The following is a 17,220-nucleotide window of genomic DNA, read 5'->3' as shown; positions in this document are numbered from 1 at the left end:
CATTTTTTACCTTACATGGAAAGCAGCACCAATATCAAGTGCTACCTTTTCACATTTTTCAATATCGATGTCATTGAAACCCACAACTGTCATACGAGTTAGAATTCCCGCTGCAATGGCATCTCTTGTGAAATCCAGCATAGCATTATAGGAACCCTCAAAAGCAGGTCTGCACAACTCATTATATTTACTTTCGGATTCTGCATTAAGGCTCACAGACACCTCATCAAGACCTGCTTCTTTCAACTCAGCCACAACATTCCTTTCAGGATAAAGCAACTGGGCATGGCCATTGGTATCAAGCCTTATCTTTACGCCACGTCCCTTGAGCCAGTGAGTGACCTCCAGCAGGACATCAAAACGAAGCGTTGCCTCGCCAAACCCTGTAAATACCACTTCCCGGTATTTACTCAGATCGATCGACCCCAGCTTACCCAGTATATCTTCGACAGAAGGCTCTTTTTTGAGGCGAAGGTCGTAACCGTAAACACCATCAGAGCCATCGCGTATGCAGAAAACACAACTTGCGCTGCACCTATTGGTTATATTAAGATACAGGTTACCATGTGCTTCATAGCAAATAGTACCAACATTAGCGAGAGATCCATCAAATTCGTCTTCTGTCATTTGCACCCTCTTCAATTTTCATCATTATTATTCCAGAGACCTGAATCTATTACAGAGTATCTTTCATGTTGAACATCCGGTGAAAGGAAATACATTCCTGCTTTAGAACCATTATCCAACAATACTTCTTCCCTGAAGAACCATTTGCCTTCAAGATCATCTATGGAATCCAATGTTTCATCATCCACAACAAAAAGCTCGCCACAAATCCTTGATAGGGGATCACCCATCACCACACCGGGAAAATCCTGCATGTCCAACATACGAAATCTCGCTTTTGTACAGACCTCAGATACAAGAACAGAATCTCCAAGTAGATGATGGTTACGATATCCAGTTTTTAAAGTCCCGTAAACAAATAAAAGGCTCATTTTATCCCAAAGTTCATCTTGATGAGGCCTTTCCTGACCGCATCAGGTAACTGACCGCACTGTAATGCCTTCATGTGCTCAGGATCGATCATCTTTATCGCTGCAGACATCATTGAATCGGAGCGCATGAGATTATCCATTAGCTTTCTCACATAGACTGCGGTCTTGATCTCAAGTCCCATCTCTTTTCTCCAGCGCTCATCATAATCTGTCAGCTTGCATTTACCTTCAAGAGAATCAACGGCAGTCTGGCCAGCGATCTTTCCGCCAACCATTGCAGTGGATATACCGCCACCATTGGTAGCGATGATATGGCCGGCAGCATCACCGGCAACAAGTGTATCCTTGGTAGCAGTCACTTTTGGAGCACCACCAACAGGCACAAGCCCGGAAACAACGGAAATTATAGAACCGCCAGTCAGCTTTTTACTGGCAATCGGGTGCTCATACATAAACCTTTCAAGATAATCCCTTGCAGACATACCATTCCTGAAAAGGACTTCCCTTATACCTACACCAATATTAGCAGTATCGCCTCCCTGGGAGATAACCCAGGCATAGCCACCGGGAACATAATCTTTTCCAAAGTACATCTCCACAGCATCCCGGTCAACATCCACACCGCTGATCTCATATTCGAATGCCGTACCTGTACCCATTGGATCAGGATCACGCACAAGTCCCTTTGCTTTTCCAACGATCGAATTAGGACCATCAGCACCAATGAGAACTTTACCGTGGATCGTATGTTCACCGAAAACACCATCAACCTTAACAGTAGTGCCATTTACCTCAAGTACATTGGTACCTGCCATGAGCTGTGCACCGGATTTGCCTGCCACCTTTGCAAGATACTTGTCAAACCTGCGCCTGTCGATAGCATCAGCATCTACTTCAAATTCCTTGGAATTACCATTGGGAGCAATAAAGCGCTGTACACTACTTGAAGCATGTATGCATTCCGAAGGTATTGACTCAAGAGTAAAGGGAAGCTCAGCATTTGGAACAAGCTCCTGCAGAGTTTCAAGACGAGGAAGGAAACCGCCACATTGGAGTGGTATACCAATATCCTTCTTTTTATCGATGAGAAGTACGGATGCGCCTGCCTGTGCTGCATAGGTTGCAGCTGTAGAACCGGCAGGCCCTGCACCGACAATGATCAGGTCATATGATGTTTCAGGCGTCATGGGAATGTGTTCTATAAGAGTGATATATTATAAATCTGTTTCAGCGGTTCATACAACGAAGATATAATAGTGTAAATGTGGAACTAACGAAAAAGCGAGTAAGCAAGTGAGTGGAATGTAAGTGGAAAATCAATGACGGAAATAAGGAAATTTGAAAATTTAGAAGAATCAGAGAAATAAGTAAGAATTTACAAAAAACGGTCGTGTAAAGAATAAATGAATCTATTCTTCACATCAAAAAAGAAGCTGAGAAATTACTCAGCTACTTCACCGAAAGCGAACTTGCGCATTACTTTGGTGACCTTGATGGTCACTTCGTCGCCAACGGAGGTGGCAGGTACAAAGATCACAAAACCGCTTACTCTTGCGATGCCGTCTCCTTCCTTTGCAATATCTTCAATTGTTACGTCGTATGTTTCGCCAGCTTCTACTGGAGCAGTTGATTCCATGTTGTTGAACAAATATTTCACATCCTTTTTGTGATGCTTGAAAGGACTAACTAAGCTGGAAAACATAATGGAAAAGAAGCACATACTTGAGTAAATACCACCTAATACCTTACGTTTGAAGCAAAAAGTTATACTTTAAAGCATTAATCAAATTGAATGGATGGGATATAAGGGTTCTGGTCTAAAAAAGCAATAGGAGACAGTATCTTTAATAACCGCCGCCTACCTGTAAAAGTTCAAAATCCAATTCATCCGGAACATTTGCCTTGAAAACAAAGACATTACACTTAAGGTTCCTCGCCTCTGTAATAGCACGCTTCTGAGTATCCGTGATCTGACCATCAGAAGTAGCGATGCAGAACATCTTCCGATCATTGTTGCTAACAAGGAAATCAAAGTCTTCTGAATAAGCTTTCAGGAAATCCACAAACGTTTTGAGCTCATCCCATTTGCTGCATAAGTGAATATTCTTTGATGCAGAGTTCTCCACATACCAATCCTTGCTCATATAAGGATATGCATTATACTGGTCTTCAAGCTCTTCAAAGCTCTTGTAGATCCGATCCACATCACGCCTGAGACTGATCCATTTCCAGCCCTGGTCTGCAAAGTACCTTGCTGCCAGTATTTCAACAATTGCTTCTTTATCGTTAATTTCCAGTTTCATCATAACACCTAAAGATCAAAGATCATCATCCTGTGAATAGCTCCTTCCAAGACGAAGAGCTATTTCAGCTTTTTCAAGTTCACATCCCAGATAAGATGCATGGTCCACCTTTGATATGAGCTTCATATTCATAATAGTGTCCATTATATCTCTTGCATTTTGTCCCACGATCGTTGCTTTTTCATGTTGTGCGACGATAACGCCACCATCATCATCTGCAGCTATACCAATCCTGAAAGGACCTAACGGGTCAAGTTCCCATCCGGCAAAATTCTGCGCTATTACATATTTTTCCGGAACTTCAACATCCGGACGCCTTCGTTTTTCTTTAAGGCATAGGAGATCGAGACCCAGGTCTTTTGGAGAACTTTCCCTTTCCTTTGCAAGGGCCATCATCTTTGCTGCTGTGTTCAGTTCACTGATAGAACCACGTGTTTTTTCACTGAACTCAGGCGTGAACAAAATGCATGAACCCACATCTGCAGCAATTCCACAAAGGGTTGCATTGACTCCTACAGAATCAGCGTCAATAAGTTCAGTTACATTCCCAACCCCAAAAAATACAGGAACATCAGGATACTCTTCATGGAATCGGGAATACCTTACGATCGATCTTGAGATACCATGCCCTATTGGATCAAGCACAGGATCGGCGATAATATTACTAATTCCTGCTGATCTGGCAGCATCAATGTTTTTTATAAGGCTCTCAAAACCTTCCCCGGCATCTGGAATTATGACTACTGCAACACCTGCAAGAGCAACTTCTTGTGCCACTTCATCAATATTACTGGAATTCAGGCTCAGCACAAGATCAATACCCTCATTCAGTGCAGCCTTGATCAGCTCCGGCTCCAGCGTGTCAATACTTATAGGAACAGTGGACACTTTACGAGCCACATTTACAGCTCTTTTTACATCCTCAGAAGATGCAGTGAGAGATGCACCAAGATCTATGATATCAGCGCCTTTTTTGATGAACGAACTTATCCTTTTTGAAAGTATATCCTCATCAAGACCGGTTGCATCCACAACCTCGGCCATCACTTTCATTCGAGAACCGCCACCAAGCTTCACATTTTCAAGGTTCATAAGTGGTTCAGCTTTTTCCTCTACCTCATCAAGAGTCTCCAGGGCAATATCCCTCCATACATCGGAGAGAAGCTCACATGCAGGAACCTCCAGTGAGAACTCCATCTCGTCGACGAAGCGGAGCACACTACTAAGATCATAAGCATGTTTGGGACCCAGGAATACCTTGCACCCCAATTCTTTTGCAACAAGTGAAAAATCTCCGGTACAAAGACCCGGTATAAAGATCACATCATACTTCTTCTGCTGCTTTTTCAAGGCAGAGAGCAGCCTGTGAGGAGTGAGAAATGCGGCTACTTCAACATCCAGAACAAGAACATCGGCGTTATCAACTACAGAGTAACCTACAGAGTAACGTACAGTTTTCTCTGCGAGCTTACCGGTTGCGACCAGAATATCCATGACCTAAGATTAGCTGCATTGTAAAAAAGAATATCTATTGGAAGAAAAGCAGATCAATAAAAAAGTGGTGGAATAGGACCGGCGATAATTCACACCGACCTATAAAAAATGAATTTACTGGATTATGTCGATGATTGAACCACCATGTGATGCCTGTGCACCTATTGGTTCAACTACGGTACGACGTCCCCGTTCGACCCGAGAAAAAGAGGAGGACCTCGATGTGTTTGTGTTTGTATTAGTATTTGTGTTCTCAACAATACCTGATTGGAACTGAGGACCAAGTACCTGTGCAGACTGCACACCGGTCATGATAGCCATGACACGTACCTTTCCTTCGTAATCGTCCCTGATACGTGCCCCCCAGATGACATTTGCATTTGGTGAAAGCTCATAGGTAAGGGATGCTGCGATCTCTTCTGCTTCCTTCAGGCTAAGATCTGGACCACCTGTGATGTGTACAAGGCTGCCTGTTGCGCCTCTGTAGTCAACATCAAGGAGTGGGTGATTGAGTGCTGTGCGAACAACGTCGTTGCTCTTGTCCTGGTTCTTGCTGTCCCCGACAAGCATGACAGCAACGCCACCGCAGCCCATGATAGCACGGATATCTGCGTAGTCAAGGTTAATGAGAGATGGCTGTGTGATAGTCTCTGTGATTCCTTTTACAGTCTCAGCGATAAGCTGGTCCATAACGGAGAATGCCTGCTCAATAGGCAGGTTTGGAACGTAATCAAGAAGCCTGTTGTTGTCAAGAACGATAACTGTATCAGCTGCCCTGCGGAAGTCCTCAAGACCTTCTTCTGCCTTTACGGTACGTGCACGCTCTACTCTGAACGGACTGGACACCATACCTACTACGATAGCTCCCTGCTCCTTTGCGATCTCTGCAACAACAGGTGCTACACCAGTACCGGTTCCTCCACCCATACCAGCTGTTACGAAAACAAGGTCACTTTCCTTGAAGATCTCTTCAAGAGTACCACGTGCAAGCTCTGCAGCTTTTGCGCCAACTTCAGGATAACCGCCAGCACCAAGACCTCTTGTGAGTGTCTTGCCAACAAGGATCTTCTTGTCAGCACGGATATGATCCAGATGCTGTTTATCGGTGTTAATAGCAATAGTTTCTGCACCTTCAATACCGATGTTGTACAAACGGTTGATGGTGTTGTTTCCAGCACCGCCACAACCAACTATGGTGATCCGGGGCATTCCGAAACCATCGAACTGGTCGTCTGCTGATACTGATTGCCTGTACTCTTTTTCTTTCTCTGTATGTCTTAATGCTTCTTGTACTATAGACTGCACGTTCATCCCCTCTCTTGGATATTGCATTCTGCTGCATTTGCGTGTATTAAGCACGCTGACTGTAGTTAGATCAATGTTATGCCCCTTACAATTACGACAGGAGGCTTATACTCTCTCTTGTCCGCAAGCATCCCTGCGGCCGCTCGTGTTGTAAGCGAACGGTTATATTCCGGCAAAAATGAAGTAGTCTATAGTAATCACTGACCGAGTCACTACTACCGGGAATCCCGATAACATCCTTCACATCACCCTCTCTTGCTGTCAGAACTAAATCTGACATATGAAACAGACCTGAATGACATACACCTGAATGTTTGTCGACCTGTCCCAATATGACTGTCGTCTAAAAATACTATTTATAGATATTGATATATAAGGTTATCGACAATTGTCGCAAAGCACTTGGACATCACTGCAATCGATTTTATATTCGATTTGATATTCAATACGATTTATAATTCTAATATTGTCGAACTTTTGCAAACTTTTATTATTTTTTTGATATTTAAAAGAAAAAACAGGAAAGAACATACCAATTGTAAATATTGTAAAATAATATATCATACTGAACTTTATTATATAACCTGATCAATAATCATTTGTAAAGTTCCAGAAAAGTACTTGCTACCAAAAAGAAATTTTGAATAAATAGGAAAAGCAAGCATGAAAAGCAACCTGGATAAAAGATGATCTCAGATAATAAGGAATGATAATATGGGAAGATATTCAGTCGATGAATTCATTGAAATGACCGGGCAAAAAGACCTGGGAGAAGGTTTGTTCGAGCTTGAAAGGGACAGGATGCTTGAGCTTAACCTCAATGGCCGGGTATGGACAAAACGAGGTTCAATGGTAGCTTATCTTGGTGACGTTAAGTTCACAAGAGAAGGAGTACTCGAACACGGTGTTGGAAAAATGCTTAAAAAGGCAGTCACCGGAGAAGGTGTCAGCCTTACAAAAGCAGAAGGACAGGGGAAAGTTTACCTTGCAGATGAAGGCAAAAAGATCTCCATACTTAAACTTGATAACGACTCTATTTTTGTCAATGGTAATGACCTTCTTGCTTTTGAAGATGGGATAAACTGGGACATCAAGATCATGAAAAAGGTCACCGGAATGCTCGCAGGAGGACTTTTCAACGTCAAACTTGAAGGGACAGGAATGGTAGCGATCACCACACACTACGACCCGCTGACACTTAAAGTAACAAAGAACAGACCGGTCTTTACAGATCCAAATGCAACAGTTGCATGGTCAGGCAACCTGAAACCAGATCTTAAGACCGACATATCCCTCAAGACACTTGTCGGACGTACAAGCGGAGAAAGTGTACAGATGGCGTTCAAAGGGGAAGGATTTGTCGTAATACAACCTTACGAGGAAATTCCATTCCAGGCAGCACCACCTTCTTAAAAATAAAGAGGAAAAAATAAGCGAAGGTGCAGCAATGCACCTTCAACCTTATACTTAATTACCCTTTGGTAATGCACTCATATCGCACATCAGCACGACTTATTTTTGGCACATTGCCCCACATTCCCATATATTCCCCCTGAACTACCAGAGCACCACCTATACCGGGAATTCCTTTTACAACATCGAATGCTTGCTCAACAGCATCCCTGCCAGTATCAGTTGCATTTGAAAGAGCTGTAGCTGCAGAGTCCGCCAGAGAAACATCATCCGAAAATATGACAGCAGCATCTGCCTGTCCAAAACTTATGGATGGACCCACAGTACCAGAAGAGGTGCATATCCCGCGAATTTTCGACGAAGGTTCAATTACAAGTCCAATATCCTTAATTGAGGAAGTTCCTGCATATATGCCAATGATAACCTGCCGGTCATTAACGATAGCAATATCCCCACCATTATCAACGATACCATAAGAGGCACCTGCATCCACCATTGCTTCAACGGCAAGCGCTGATATTGTACCGGCAACGGCGCTCATGGGACCAATGCCCATAGTATTGCCTGCCTTTACAAGTCTCCTGACGACTTCCGGTGCATCCTCACTACATTCATAGGGCTCCAGAGTTATCTTAAAATAATGGTCCCGGAGGATATACCCCTCCAATTCTGCCCTATTCAGAGCGATTGCACGCTTTGCTGCATCAATATGAGACTGATCGTCACCAACGATGGTGACAATGGTCTCCTTGAGCTGAAAATGCTCTTTCATGATCTCGGATCACTGGCCAAGGGCCAGGGCGTTATGCGGACACATTTTAAGGCAGGTACCACACTGGATACATTTATCAGAATCGGCCTTAATGCTCCAGTCATCTGCGAATGAGAATACCTTCACAGGACAGACAGAGATACAGGCACCACATTCCACGCACTCTTCCTCGTCCCGGTGTATCGGAGTATTAAGGACCACGACCTCAGCACCCCTGCTAACAAGGGCATCACGGATCTTCACAAGCTGATCGGAGGGTATCTCAGCCACAACTTCGCCATGGATCGGATCGAAGTGTGCCTGGGATATGTTCAGTAGTGAACCTGTTTCGATAATAGCTTCTGCAAGGATAGGTGTTGTAACGATATCCGCAGCCATATTTATTTTGATCATCATTGTTAGTGCCTCCTTGCAAGCAATTTACTGATATCATCACTTGTGACTATGCCCACAACATGCTTATTAGAATCGATCACCGGAAGTGCAGAAACATTATTGCTATCCAGTTTGAAAGCGGAAATGTCGACAGCTTCATCAGGACATGTTGTGACAACCTTTCGGGTCATTATATCCTTGACAAGATCATGTTCATCCTTTGCCACAGCCTTTGAGATATCCCATGCAGTTACAATTCCCACAAGGTGATTACCACTATCGACCACAGGCAGATGGTTGAATTGTTTTTCCATGATAATCTTAGCAGCATCATGGAAACCTGCATCCTCATGGATAGTTGTAACATCTGAGGACATAATGTCCACCACAAGTAGATCCACATTGCTTTGTTTCATTGCATTGCAGGGTGTGGTCGTAGGAAGACGTTCCACAGGCATGCTAACGAAGAATTCACCGGCCTTGATCCAATCCTTTAATTCATTGGCTATCTGGCGTGATTTCTTGAAACTTGACATTGGAGAGGTAGGAACTTCTTTTCCATTAATGTCTATAGAGCCTGAACGAAGTTCACCATATGTAACGGTCCTGAGTACCGGACGGTCCCTGCTGGGAATTCCATAGTCAAGCAGATTAGTGACAATATCATCATCCGTTATTGCAGTGGCCTTTGCGAGGTCTTCATTGAGGATCGGGATCGGAATGCCCATTCCAACATAAAGTGATGTACCATAGCCTTCGAATGTTGCAGCGCGGATGTATTCAGAACTCATATTCTTAAGGTCACCTTTTAGCATCAGTGTGCCAAAACCTGCTGCAGGGGAGTGCTGCGTACCTTCGCCCACAATATAACCCTGAGTCCCCCCCAGGAAAATACGCGTACCAGTACCAATGGTCTCATAGTTCGGATCATTGTGCATAGGTGAAAGTACTCCTGCACCGGAGTATGTAACATTTCCATGATGGGGTAGCAGTGAACCCATATAAGTGTGCAGAGTATGATTTGTGCTGTTGGTCGCAGCATTGTACTTCTGATAAGAATTACGTGGATTTAGCATGATAGCCTGATTCAGGTCATATATATTGATGGTCGTATCAATAACCTTTCTTGGATAGCAGTCTGTTCCAGGAGAAGTACCGTGCAGGTCAATTGAATTACCACGGATCAGGTCCTCAATTACATGCGCACCGCCATATTCAATGCCCTTTGACTGGGACTGCTGTGTTGCACCGATATAAGCATCCACGGCAGCAACACCGGAATATGCCTCCACGTCATTAAGCCATAGCTTCCCGATCCTGATAGGAGGCTCAGAATGACCAAAGTTCAGCCATACACCAGATGAACACATGGCTCCGAAGGTACCTGTAGTAACAACATCTACCTCTTTAGCAGCACCTTCTGCTCCTAATTCCCCTACAATATCCACCATTTCCTCAGCAGTTACAACGTTAACGCTGCCATCACGTATCCTGCCATTGATCTCATGAATTGATTTTTTGACCATATAGATTACCTCTGCATTATATTGAGTAATAAACAATCGTGCATATATTACTTCCGGTAATTTAAAATTTGGATAAATTGACTTCAAGTTCAAAAAAGAAAATGAAATGAAATGAAATGAAATGAAATGAGAAAGAGAAAGAGAATGGAAATCAAAATAAAAATGGAAATAGAAATCAAAAAAGAAATGTACAACTGGTAAGCCGGAAAGATTAATTAAAAATTAAACTTTAAAAATTAAATTATAATAGTTAAACCCTGAAAATTAAAAGATAAAAGAAAAGTAGGAGATCATTTTGGTAACGTTATATGTACAGTAGTACCAAAACCTTCCAGACTCTTCAACCATATCTTACCATTGTGAACATTGACTATCCTCTTAGATACATGCAAGCCCAAACCTGTGCCACCATAGATCCTGGTAAGAGATCCATCCACCTGATAAAAACTTTCAAAGACCTTATCCACCTTATCCCCGGGAATTCCAATACCATTGTCCTTCACGCGGATATGGATATGATCTGCTTCATCCTGAACTGAAATTATCACTTCCCCCTCAGACATAAACTTGACCGCATTGTCAAGAATATTGTTCAATGCAGTTGTCAGGCGTTCTTCATCACCACAGATGTTTGGAATACTATCAGGAACGTCTTCTTTGAACACAATATTATTTGCACCCACCTGAGCACGTGCAACTTCAATAGAATTGGCGATAAATCTCCTGACTGAAACCGTCGTGAAATTGTATTTGTATTTGCCTTCCTTTTCCATGCTCATGTAAAGCAAGGAATCGATAAGACTTCTGAGTTTCTCAGCATTTCTTACAACAGCGTCGTTAGCTCTTTTCTGTTCGATACTCAGTGGACCGAATTTTCCCTCACCCAGAAGTTCACTGAAACCTTTGATAGATATCATAGGCGTCTTTAGTTCATGGCTGAGGTTTGCAAAGAACTCATTTTTCATTTTGTCAACAGATCTGAGATCCTCATAATCGCCCTGGGTCTTCTCGAACAATTGGGCATTCTCGATAGCAATACCAATGTGTTTTCCTACATGTTCAAGAACTTTTATGTTCTTCTCATTAATTGACTCATTGTCCGATATCTGCAGAAGAACAAAACCAACTACTTTATCCCTTGAATAAAGATAGAATGTAAGGTTGTTCCTTGTTACAAAGCGAGAATCCTTCCGGACAACCTCTTCAGAGATAATAGCATGCTTTGGAAGGTCTCCGACATTCTTGAACATGTCCTCTTCTCTGGAATAGGAAATGTTGGATGCAAGATCATCTTCAGGTCCAATATGTGCCCTGAGATTAGCCTCCCGTTTATCGTGATCGATAATATACACGCCACCTGCATCTATATCCAGAAGATCACCGATCTCCATCAGTATCTCCGAAAGCAGGTCATCGATATCCAATGACTCAGATGCAAGTGTGACTGCAGAATAAAGGACAGAGATATCACGCTCATTGTCCGCGATCTCCATTTCAGCAAGTTTGCGACTTGTTATGTCAAAGATGATACCATAAAAATGACTGATGCTTTGATCAGCATTCCTTTCGATCAAAGTGCCCTCATATACCCACCGGACATCATTGGACTCTGTCAGAAGCCTGTATTCACAGTTGAACTGTTCTTTTCCATTAGAAGCAGCTTCATCGATCAGTTTCTGGACATTGTCCCGATCATCAGGATGTAATATATTATGGTAAAGCAAAGTTCCAGATACAAAGTCTTCCTCCGCATATCCGAACTTTTCAACATTCTCGGTCACAAATTCTACAGGGCGACCTTCCTGTGCAGACCAGAAAAAAATAACAGCAGGACTCCTGTTAATGATAGACTCCAGGCGGACCCTTGCCTCAGCTGAATCTTTTATTTCCTTAAGTGATCGCTTTAATACCGACTCCAGATCGACCTTTCCCCGAATATCCATAGATACATTTTGTTCTTCATTCATACGACCTCATCCCATTGGCCAGATTGTAGACTGTATATAACCAATTGTGACAAACATATATAAGTATGTATATGTTACGATTTGTATAATAACAAATATATACCAGTTTAATTACGATCGTTAGCCGTGTGAATAATTACCATAATAATCATAATTGGAAGTAGCTATAAAGCATATAGTTGAAAAAAAGAGATCAAAAACTAGCCTGTTTTTCCCAAATAAGTCCCCAGAGTCAAAACTGGAAGTCAATTATTGAACAGTACTATTAGGAAGTTATCCCAAAAACTTATTAAAGGCAAAAGAGTATAGCCAGAAGAAATTCTTTAGATCAATCAAACACTTAGATTTAGCTAAAACTTACAAATTTAATCGAGTTGATAATAATGGCAATAGAAAAAGGAGACGTTATTAAACTGTCATACACCGGAAAGTTCAACGGAGACCAGATCTTTGATACAACCAATGAAGATCTTGCAAAAGAGAACGAGATCTACAACCCACGCGGCATGTACGGTGGCGACATAGTAATCGTGGGCGCAGGACACACCATTGCAGGTCTTGACGCTGATCTTGAAGGCAAGGAAGTTGGATACAGCGGAAACGTTATTATCCCACCAGAAGGCGGATTTGGCGACCACGACCCAAAACTTGTTGAGAACATGTCCCTTACAAAGTTCAAAGACCAGAAAGCATACCCTGGCATGAACATCGAGATCGACAACAAGAGAGGTACCGTCACAAAGGTCATCGGACGCAGGGTACGTGTTGACTTCAACCACCCACTTGCAGGCAAGGAAGTTACCTACGAGTACACCATCGATGAGAAGATCGAAGACGTTACTGAGAAGGTAAAAGGCATTCTTGCACTTTACACCGGAGTCCCAGACCTTGAAGTAGAGGTAAATGATAACAAGGCAGCTATTGAGGTACCTGCAATGCTTACATTCAACCAGCGCTGGCTCATGGCAAAGGGAAGAGTTGCAAACGAACTTGTAGAGTACGTAGGCCTTGACAAAGTAAGCTACATTGAATCCTACCCAGTTGAGACCCCAGCACCTGCTGTAGAGGCTGAGGAAGAGATCACAGAAAGTGAAGAGTAAACCTCTTCACATTCTTTTCTGGAAGGCTGATCTAGCCTTTTGGAGCAAAAGTATTATACCTGAAAACACTATTTAGGAACCATTCAATTGCTGAGGTAGCCAAGTGGACTACGGCGCCGGTCTTGAAAACCGGTAGTGCTAACGCGCTGCAGGAGTTCGAATCTCCTCCTCAGCGTCCACATTCTTTTTTTGTTATCATTTTTAGCTCAAATTCAATTGGTTTATTGGATCGAGGTTATACTTTTTGGTCGCTTGAGCCATAATACTACTTCAATTTGAGGAAGAGCATATCAAAAGATCCAATATGGTGTGATCCATTCTCATTCTATTTTCAATTTATTCCCCACATACCCGAGAACTACTTCTTCAACAAAAACTCCAGCAGATCCAACCAACAATAGTGCTGCATACAACGCTACCATATTGTGCAAATGATAATTTTGGAAGAGCATTACTCCAATTCCCCGATCCGTTGCTCCAAAGATCATCTCGCCCATGATCTGAAAAAGCAAACACAATAAATACCCTATTTTGATCGCAAGCATTTTGTGACCACTGCCAGAAATTAATGCAACCAGTAAAAGGGGAACCAAGATCGATTGCAGGACGATCAAACCTTTTGAAAGACCAAACAATACGATAAAAATGGGTGCCTTTATCACGATCGCAGTTCCAATTCCAAAGATCATAAACCAGAATACTGGAGTAATAGCCCACTTTAACTTTTCCGATCTGTATATGAGAGTCCCGAATGACAAACCTACCAGCGAGATCATCAATAGTTCCAAAAAGGAAAAAGCAAGTGTTACCCCAAGGTGATAAATCAAAGATGACGAGATGGCCTGGACAACAGCAGAGAATGGTGGAAACTCATATGTTGCAAGAACCGTTCTTGCCAATATTTCCCAGAATAAAAACAATAGACCAAATGGAATAATGTGGAAGAACAACTGTGAAGATATGCTTTTAAACTTTTTAGATATTATTATAGTTCTCATTCTTACACTTCCTGAAATCACCTATTTTATAGAATGTTGCCTGGCAAGATATTCCTTTAGAAATCCGATTTTTAAAACATATTAGAGAGTTAAAGCCGGGAATATAGCGGAAAACCAGTATAACCACAATATTATAGTTATGATCCCTGCAAGTACTATCTTGACAATATTCCTTGTGAACATGGCAAATATACACCCACAAACAACACCAGGAGATAACAGAAAAAGTGAAGGAACCAACATTCGTGGCAGGTAATGGAACAAACCGGGAATTATATTTGTTTCAATGGAGAGCAAATGATACACCCCAAGCGTTCCGAGAACAACAAAGACACCAATTAGATTTTCATTTATATCTTTACTTTTGATCTGCATATACTACACCAACCTTATCAAGCGATCGTAGCACCATCAAAAACGATGCTTACCCCTTCGGAAGGAATCACAAATTCCAGATGTTCTGAACTTCCTACATTGGTAGAGTATTCAACGCTGCCATTTTGAGTTACGATAAAACCATTATCCAGCGTGAGCCTGTAAGTGTAAATTCCCAATTCAGGAACTGATTTTCTGATCCCTATCCTAGTATCTGCTTCTATCACATACACCTCATCATAAAGCCGCACATCCTGCGGATCAATTATCTCCACTCGCACTTCATGGTCTGCAATATCTTCGTTCTCAATGCTTAGCACTGCATCATCGATCTGTATTTTGGGGACAGCAATCATAAAAGCAAGAAGGATGAGTCCAACGATCGCTATCATAACAATTGCAACAATTACCGGATTTATTCTTTGCATAATTCCACCTAAGCTCCCTGTCACTCAAACAATAAGATGCCTATGAAAGTTCCAATGGCCATGCTGATCGCCATGACAAATGTGTACTTCCACCTTATTTCGTGGAACATGAAATAGTTGACAGGGAGACCAAAAAGGAACATGATAATTCCCATGAACAATGGATATAGATATGAAAAAGTCATTATATCCTCCGGTAAACACTGCTTAAATCAAACCGTCTCCAGAAGCTCATCCAAAGTGAAAGATTCCCCGAAATGGATAGCTTTACCATCATTAGTTAATGTGAATTTACCTTGCGAAACGCCAGTGACCACAAAGTGCTCAGGACCATGATCCATAGTACGAGGCCATGTGTCATTTTTCAGGTAAAGGAATACTTTTTCCCCAGGAGTAAAGGAAGGCTCATCCTCCACATCAATGATGATAATATCTTTTTCACCACCAAGTGTCCTTACTATGACCTCCTTTTCAGCTAATGGGTTTTTGAGGTACTCGTCCACAATTATCACCACATCCGTAGAGATATCATACCACTCCAGTTCATTGATATCATCGGTTGGACTCCCCCCGTCAGCAGTATTCCATTGAGCTGGAAGAATCTCCTTTACCGTACCTATAAGGATCACATCGGACCGAGTGCTCATCTCTTCAGGAGATACGTATTCGAGACAACCACTGACACTAAGCGTGACTTTATCACCGTTAGCACTTGTCTGATCGCTCGTTGGCTCTGTTGCTGACTCATTAACGGATCCGGTGATTTGATAACCCTCTGCGCTAGTGCTGACATTAAGAATATCATCATCTGACACTTCTACTGTTGACACTGTTTCAATGTTTTCAGCATGGACCTCATCAGACCCTTCGACCAGAGGGTCATTTCCAATTTCGTTATCATTCTGTTTTGCAATCTCGAGTCCTGCTGATGCTAAGATCATTACACATGCCAACAGCACTCCAAAAATTATCAGGTATTTCTCCTGAGTTCCTAATTTTGCCATCTTAAAAGTACCCCATATCAACTGTAAAACAATTAAAAAATATTACAGTAAATGATATAAAATTAGTGGTTCACTCAAACTTCATTCATTACCCATAAACTCAGCTGATCAGCCATAAAGCAAAACAACCAGCAAGTTGATCAGAATGTGCTGTGCAGAAAATCTTAAGATGCAAGAAAACAAAAATAAAAGTGTGAGGGGTTATAAATGGAAAACAAGAATATCTTCTGGATCTTTGGGATCCTCCAGAGCATTACTTTGGGAACAACAATCTTCCTGATCTTCAGATCACTGAACACGATCATCGAGGTCGAAGTGATCGGAGCGGATACTCAGATCCTGTTAAGCACTTTATTCCCGTTGTTCTTGCTAATAGTTGAATATACGATCTACTCAAAGGACTAAAAGGAAAAAGTGTAGAGGAGTTTTAGCCAAACCGAGGCCCTCCCACATCAGCATTATTATTGTAGCCCCTGGATTCCCAGTATCCTTCATAAGGTTCATCCGTGACCTCGATGCTGGTTATCCATTTTCCCCATTTGTAACCGTACTTGCCTTCTGCCACAAGCTGGAATGGGAAACCCCTGTCCTCCGGAAGTGTCACATCATTCAGTTTATAGCCAAGTATGATGTTGTTGTCAACAAGATAATCCAGATCATGAGCCGTGGAATAGCCATCTTCGGAATAGAATATCACAGTGGTCGCCCCTTCCTGCACACCTGCTTCATCAAGAAGTGTCTTTACTGGAACACCAGTCCATTTTGCAGTAAAACCCCAGCCTTCGACACAATCAAGGATCACTACTTTCGAAACGTTCGGGTATGAAGTGACCTGACCATAGGTAAGAGATTGAGGAGTGTCTACCATACCATTGATCTTTAGCAGGTATGTATCTTCATTTATCCACTGAGTTCCTTTTATTGCGTTGTTCCTCTGTTCATTAATAGGAGTCAGCTCCACTCCCTGATATTCAAGGGTTTCCACTTCATCCCCATAGATACCATCACTTCCATCGCCTTCAGTATCCGAATCTGAAGAAACACAGCCAGATGAACTTATTATCACAGATACAAGAATTACCAGAATTGCAGTTGATATCCACTTCATATCCTAACCCTCCCTAAAGAGGATTGTTTCTGATTGATAAAATATCTTTTGTGA

The 17,220-nt window shown here is 42.2% G+C and carries 20 protein-coding genes and 1 tRNA gene; 4 read left to right on the top strand and 17 right to left on the bottom strand.

Annotated features, from left to right (window positions below; all coding sequences use genetic code 11):
• Nucleotides 1-6: 6 nt before the first annotated feature.
• The 7 genes from LI82_RS05860 to ftsZ form a co-directional block, all read right to left on the bottom strand.
• Nucleotides 7-627 (bottom strand): TatD family nuclease-associated radical SAM protein, encoded by a 621-nt coding sequence (locus tag LI82_RS05860; protein WP_048194083.1) that lies wholly within the window; start codon nt 625-627, stop codon nt 7-9.
• Nucleotides 628-638: 11 nt separating this feature from the next.
• Nucleotides 639-998 (bottom strand): gamma-glutamylcyclotransferase family protein, encoded by a 360-nt coding sequence (locus LI82_RS05855; RefSeq protein ID WP_052402759.1) that lies wholly within the window; start codon nt 996-998, stop codon nt 639-641.
• Nucleotides 995-2,185: a geranylgeranyl reductase family protein gene (locus tag LI82_RS05850; RefSeq protein WP_048194082.1), complete on the bottom strand. Its 1,191-nt coding sequence runs from the start codon at nt 2,183-2,185 to the stop codon at nt 995-997. The genes LI82_RS05855 and LI82_RS05850 overlap by 4 nt, the downstream gene beginning before the upstream one ends.
• Nucleotides 2,186-2,439: 254 nt before the next feature.
• On the bottom strand, nt 2,440-2,634 hold the full coding sequence (locus LI82_RS05845) for a TRAM domain-containing protein (protein ID WP_048194224.1): 195 nt from the start codon (nt 2,632-2,634) through the stop codon (nt 2,440-2,442).
• A gap of 208 nt (nt 2,635-2,842) precedes the next feature.
• A complete protein-coding gene (locus LI82_RS05840; RefSeq protein WP_048194080.1) occupies nt 2,843-3,301 on the bottom strand; it encodes a hypothetical protein in 459 nt (152 codons plus the stop codon).
• A gap of 15 nt (nt 3,302-3,316) precedes the next feature.
• Nucleotides 3,317-4,795, bottom strand: a complete 1,479-nt coding sequence (locus LI82_RS05835) for a dihydropteroate synthase-like protein (RefSeq protein ID WP_048194078.1) — start codon at nt 4,793-4,795, stop codon at nt 3,317-3,319.
• A 114-nt stretch (nt 4,796-4,909) separates the two neighbouring features.
• Entirely contained in the window at nt 4,910-6,100 is a 1,191-nt protein-coding gene (gene ftsZ / locus LI82_RS05830; protein WP_048194077.1) for a cell division protein FtsZ, read from the bottom strand.
• Between the two features lie 714 nt (nt 6,101-6,814).
• Here ftsZ and LI82_RS05825 point away from each other — a divergent pair.
• Nucleotides 6,815-7,513: an AIM24 family protein gene (locus tag LI82_RS05825; protein ID WP_048194074.1), complete on the top strand. Its 699-nt coding sequence runs from the start codon at nt 6,815-6,817 to the stop codon at nt 7,511-7,513.
• A gap of 58 nt (nt 7,514-7,571) precedes the next feature.
• On the opposite strand, the gene LI82_RS05820 is transcribed toward LI82_RS05825, so the two are convergent.
• The 4 genes from LI82_RS05820 to LI82_RS05805 form a co-directional block, all read right to left on the bottom strand.
• Nucleotides 7,572-8,285: a UPF0280 family protein gene (locus tag LI82_RS05820; RefSeq protein ID WP_048194072.1), complete on the bottom strand. Its 714-nt coding sequence runs from the start codon at nt 8,283-8,285 to the stop codon at nt 7,572-7,574.
• Between the two features lie 9 nt (nt 8,286-8,294).
• Nucleotides 8,295-8,681 (bottom strand): 4Fe-4S binding protein, encoded by a 387-nt coding sequence (locus LI82_RS05815; RefSeq protein ID WP_048194070.1) that lies wholly within the window; start codon nt 8,679-8,681, stop codon nt 8,295-8,297.
• A gap of 2 nt (nt 8,682-8,683) precedes the next feature.
• Nucleotides 8,684-10,186, bottom strand: coding sequence for a homocysteine biosynthesis protein (locus tag LI82_RS05810; RefSeq protein WP_048194068.1), 1,503 nt, complete (start codon nt 10,184-10,186; stop codon nt 8,684-8,686).
• 290 nt (nt 10,187-10,476) lie between these two features.
• Nucleotides 10,477-12,153, bottom strand: a complete 1,677-nt coding sequence (locus LI82_RS05805) for a sensor histidine kinase (RefSeq protein ID WP_048194067.1) — start codon at nt 12,151-12,153, stop codon at nt 10,477-10,479.
• Between the two features lie 383 nt (nt 12,154-12,536).
• Here LI82_RS05805 and LI82_RS05800 point away from each other — a divergent pair, with 383 nt between their 5' ends.
• Together LI82_RS05800 and LI82_RS05795 are read left to right on the top strand one after the other, a co-directional pair.
• On the top strand, nt 12,537-13,253 hold the full coding sequence (locus tag LI82_RS05800; RefSeq protein ID WP_048194066.1) for a peptidylprolyl isomerase: 717 nt from the start codon (nt 12,537-12,539) through the stop codon (nt 13,251-13,253).
• An 89-nt stretch (nt 13,254-13,342) separates the two neighbouring features.
• Nucleotides 13,343-13,428, top strand: a tRNA-Ser gene (locus LI82_RS05795).
• Nucleotides 13,429-13,573: 145 nt separating this feature from the next.
• Here the strand turns inward: LI82_RS05795 and LI82_RS05790 are convergent.
• The 5 genes from LI82_RS05790 to LI82_RS13365 all read right to left on the bottom strand — a co-directional run bounded on the left by LI82_RS05790 (nt 13,574) and on the right by LI82_RS13365 (nt 16,058).
• Nucleotides 13,574-14,251 carry a hypothetical protein gene (locus tag LI82_RS05790; protein ID WP_048194065.1) on the bottom strand — a complete coding sequence of 226 codons (678 nt, stop codon included), beginning with the start codon at nt 14,249-14,251 and terminating at the stop codon, nt 13,574-13,576.
• A gap of 81 nt (nt 14,252-14,332) precedes the next feature.
• On the bottom strand, nt 14,333-14,626 hold the full coding sequence (locus tag LI82_RS05785; RefSeq protein ID WP_048194064.1) for a hypothetical protein: 294 nt from the start codon (nt 14,624-14,626) through the stop codon (nt 14,333-14,335).
• Nucleotides 14,627-14,643: 17 nt separating this feature from the next.
• On the bottom strand, nt 14,644-15,054 hold the full coding sequence (locus LI82_RS05780; protein ID WP_048194062.1) for a hypothetical protein: 411 nt from the start codon (nt 15,052-15,054) through the stop codon (nt 14,644-14,646).
• Nucleotides 15,055-15,074: 20 nt separating this feature from the next.
• Nucleotides 15,075-15,239 carry a hypothetical protein gene (locus LI82_RS13080; protein WP_160174953.1) on the bottom strand — a complete coding sequence of 55 codons (165 nt, stop codon included), beginning with the start codon at nt 15,237-15,239 and terminating at the stop codon, nt 15,075-15,077.
• A gap of 27 nt (nt 15,240-15,266) precedes the next feature.
• Entirely contained in the window at nt 15,267-16,058 is a 792-nt protein-coding gene (locus LI82_RS13365; protein ID WP_236622675.1) for a hypothetical protein, read from the bottom strand.
• Between the two features lie 207 nt (nt 16,059-16,265).
• On the opposite strand from LI82_RS13365, the gene LI82_RS05770 reads away from it, so the two are divergent.
• Nucleotides 16,266-16,463, top strand: coding sequence for a hypothetical protein (locus LI82_RS05770; protein WP_048194060.1), 198 nt, complete (start codon nt 16,266-16,268; stop codon nt 16,461-16,463).
• A gap of 22 nt (nt 16,464-16,485) precedes the next feature.
• Here the strand turns inward: LI82_RS05770 and LI82_RS05765 are convergent, their stop codons facing one another.
• A complete protein-coding gene (locus tag LI82_RS05765) occupies nt 16,486-17,166 on the bottom strand; it encodes a molybdopterin-dependent oxidoreductase (protein WP_048194058.1) in 681 nt (226 codons plus the stop codon).
• Nucleotides 17,167-17,220: the final 54 nt, after the last annotated feature.

It is taken from the genome of Methanococcoides methylutens, assembly GCF_000765475.1.
GTDB classification, from domain to species: Archaea; Halobacteriota; Methanosarcinia; order Methanosarcinales; family Methanosarcinaceae; genus Methanococcoides; species Methanococcoides methylutens.
The sequence above is the reverse complement of the archived record's forward strand: the minus strand, read 5'-3'. Positions and strand labels throughout refer to the sequence as shown.

What these genes read in the sequence shown, in the direction of transcription:
- LI82_RS05825 (WP_048194074.1), top strand. Translation starts at nt 6,815, where the DNA reads ATGGGAAGATATTCAGTCGATGAATTCATTGAAATGACCGGGCAAAAA.
- LI82_RS05850 (WP_048194082.1), bottom strand. Translation starts at nt 2,185, where the DNA reads ATGACGCCTGAAACATCATATGACCTGATCATTGTCGGTGCAGGGCCT.
- LI82_RS05815 (WP_048194070.1), bottom strand. Translation starts at nt 8,681, where the DNA reads ATGATGATCAAAATAAATATGGCTGCGGATATCGTTACAACACCTATC.
- LI82_RS05780 (WP_048194062.1), bottom strand. Translation starts at nt 15,054, where the DNA reads ATGCAAAGAATAAATCCGGTAATTGTTGCAATTGTTATGATAGCGATC.
- LI82_RS05860 (WP_048194083.1), bottom strand. Translation starts at nt 627, where the DNA reads ATGACAGAAGACGAATTTGATGGATCTCTCGCTAATGTTGGTACTATT.
- LI82_RS05765 (WP_048194058.1), bottom strand. Translation starts at nt 17,166, where the DNA reads ATGAAGTGGATATCAACTGCAATTCTGGTAATTCTTGTATCTGTGATA.
- LI82_RS05855 (WP_052402759.1), bottom strand. Translation starts at nt 998, where the DNA reads ATGAGCCTTTTATTTGTTTACGGGACTTTAAAAACTGGATATCGTAAC.
- LI82_RS13080 (WP_160174953.1), bottom strand. Translation starts at nt 15,239, where the DNA reads ATGACTTTTTCATATCTATATCCATTGTTCATGGGAATTATCATGTTC.
- LI82_RS05790 (WP_048194065.1), bottom strand. Translation starts at nt 14,251, where the DNA reads ATGAGAACTATAATAATATCTAAAAAGTTTAAAAGCATATCTTCACAG.
- LI82_RS05800 (WP_048194066.1), top strand. Translation starts at nt 12,537, where the DNA reads ATGGCAATAGAAAAAGGAGACGTTATTAAACTGTCATACACCGGAAAG.
- LI82_RS13365 (WP_236622675.1), bottom strand. Translation starts at nt 16,058, where the DNA reads ATGGCAAAATTAGGAACTCAGGAGAAATACCTGATAATTTTTGGAGTG.
- LI82_RS05845 (WP_048194224.1), bottom strand. Translation starts at nt 2,634, where the DNA reads ATGGAATCAACTGCTCCAGTAGAAGCTGGCGAAACATACGACGTAACA.
- LI82_RS05810 (WP_048194068.1), bottom strand. Translation starts at nt 10,186, where the DNA reads ATGGTCAAAAAATCAATTCATGAGATCAATGGCAGGATACGTGATGGC.
- LI82_RS05770 (WP_048194060.1), top strand. Translation starts at nt 16,266, where the DNA reads ATGGAAAACAAGAATATCTTCTGGATCTTTGGGATCCTCCAGAGCATT.
- LI82_RS05840 (WP_048194080.1), bottom strand. Translation starts at nt 3,301, where the DNA reads ATGAAACTGGAAATTAACGATAAAGAAGCAATTGTTGAAATACTGGCA.
- LI82_RS05805 (WP_048194067.1), bottom strand. Translation starts at nt 12,153, where the DNA reads ATGAATGAAGAACAAAATGTATCTATGGATATTCGGGGAAAGGTCGAT.
- LI82_RS05835 (WP_048194078.1), bottom strand. Translation starts at nt 4,795, where the DNA reads ATGGATATTCTGGTCGCAACCGGTAAGCTCGCAGAGAAAACTGTACGT.
- LI82_RS05785 (WP_048194064.1), bottom strand. Translation starts at nt 14,626, where the DNA reads ATGCAGATCAAAAGTAAAGATATAAATGAAAATCTAATTGGTGTCTTT.
- LI82_RS05820 (WP_048194072.1), bottom strand. Translation starts at nt 8,285, where the DNA reads ATGAAAGAGCATTTTCAGCTCAAGGAGACCATTGTCACCATCGTTGGT.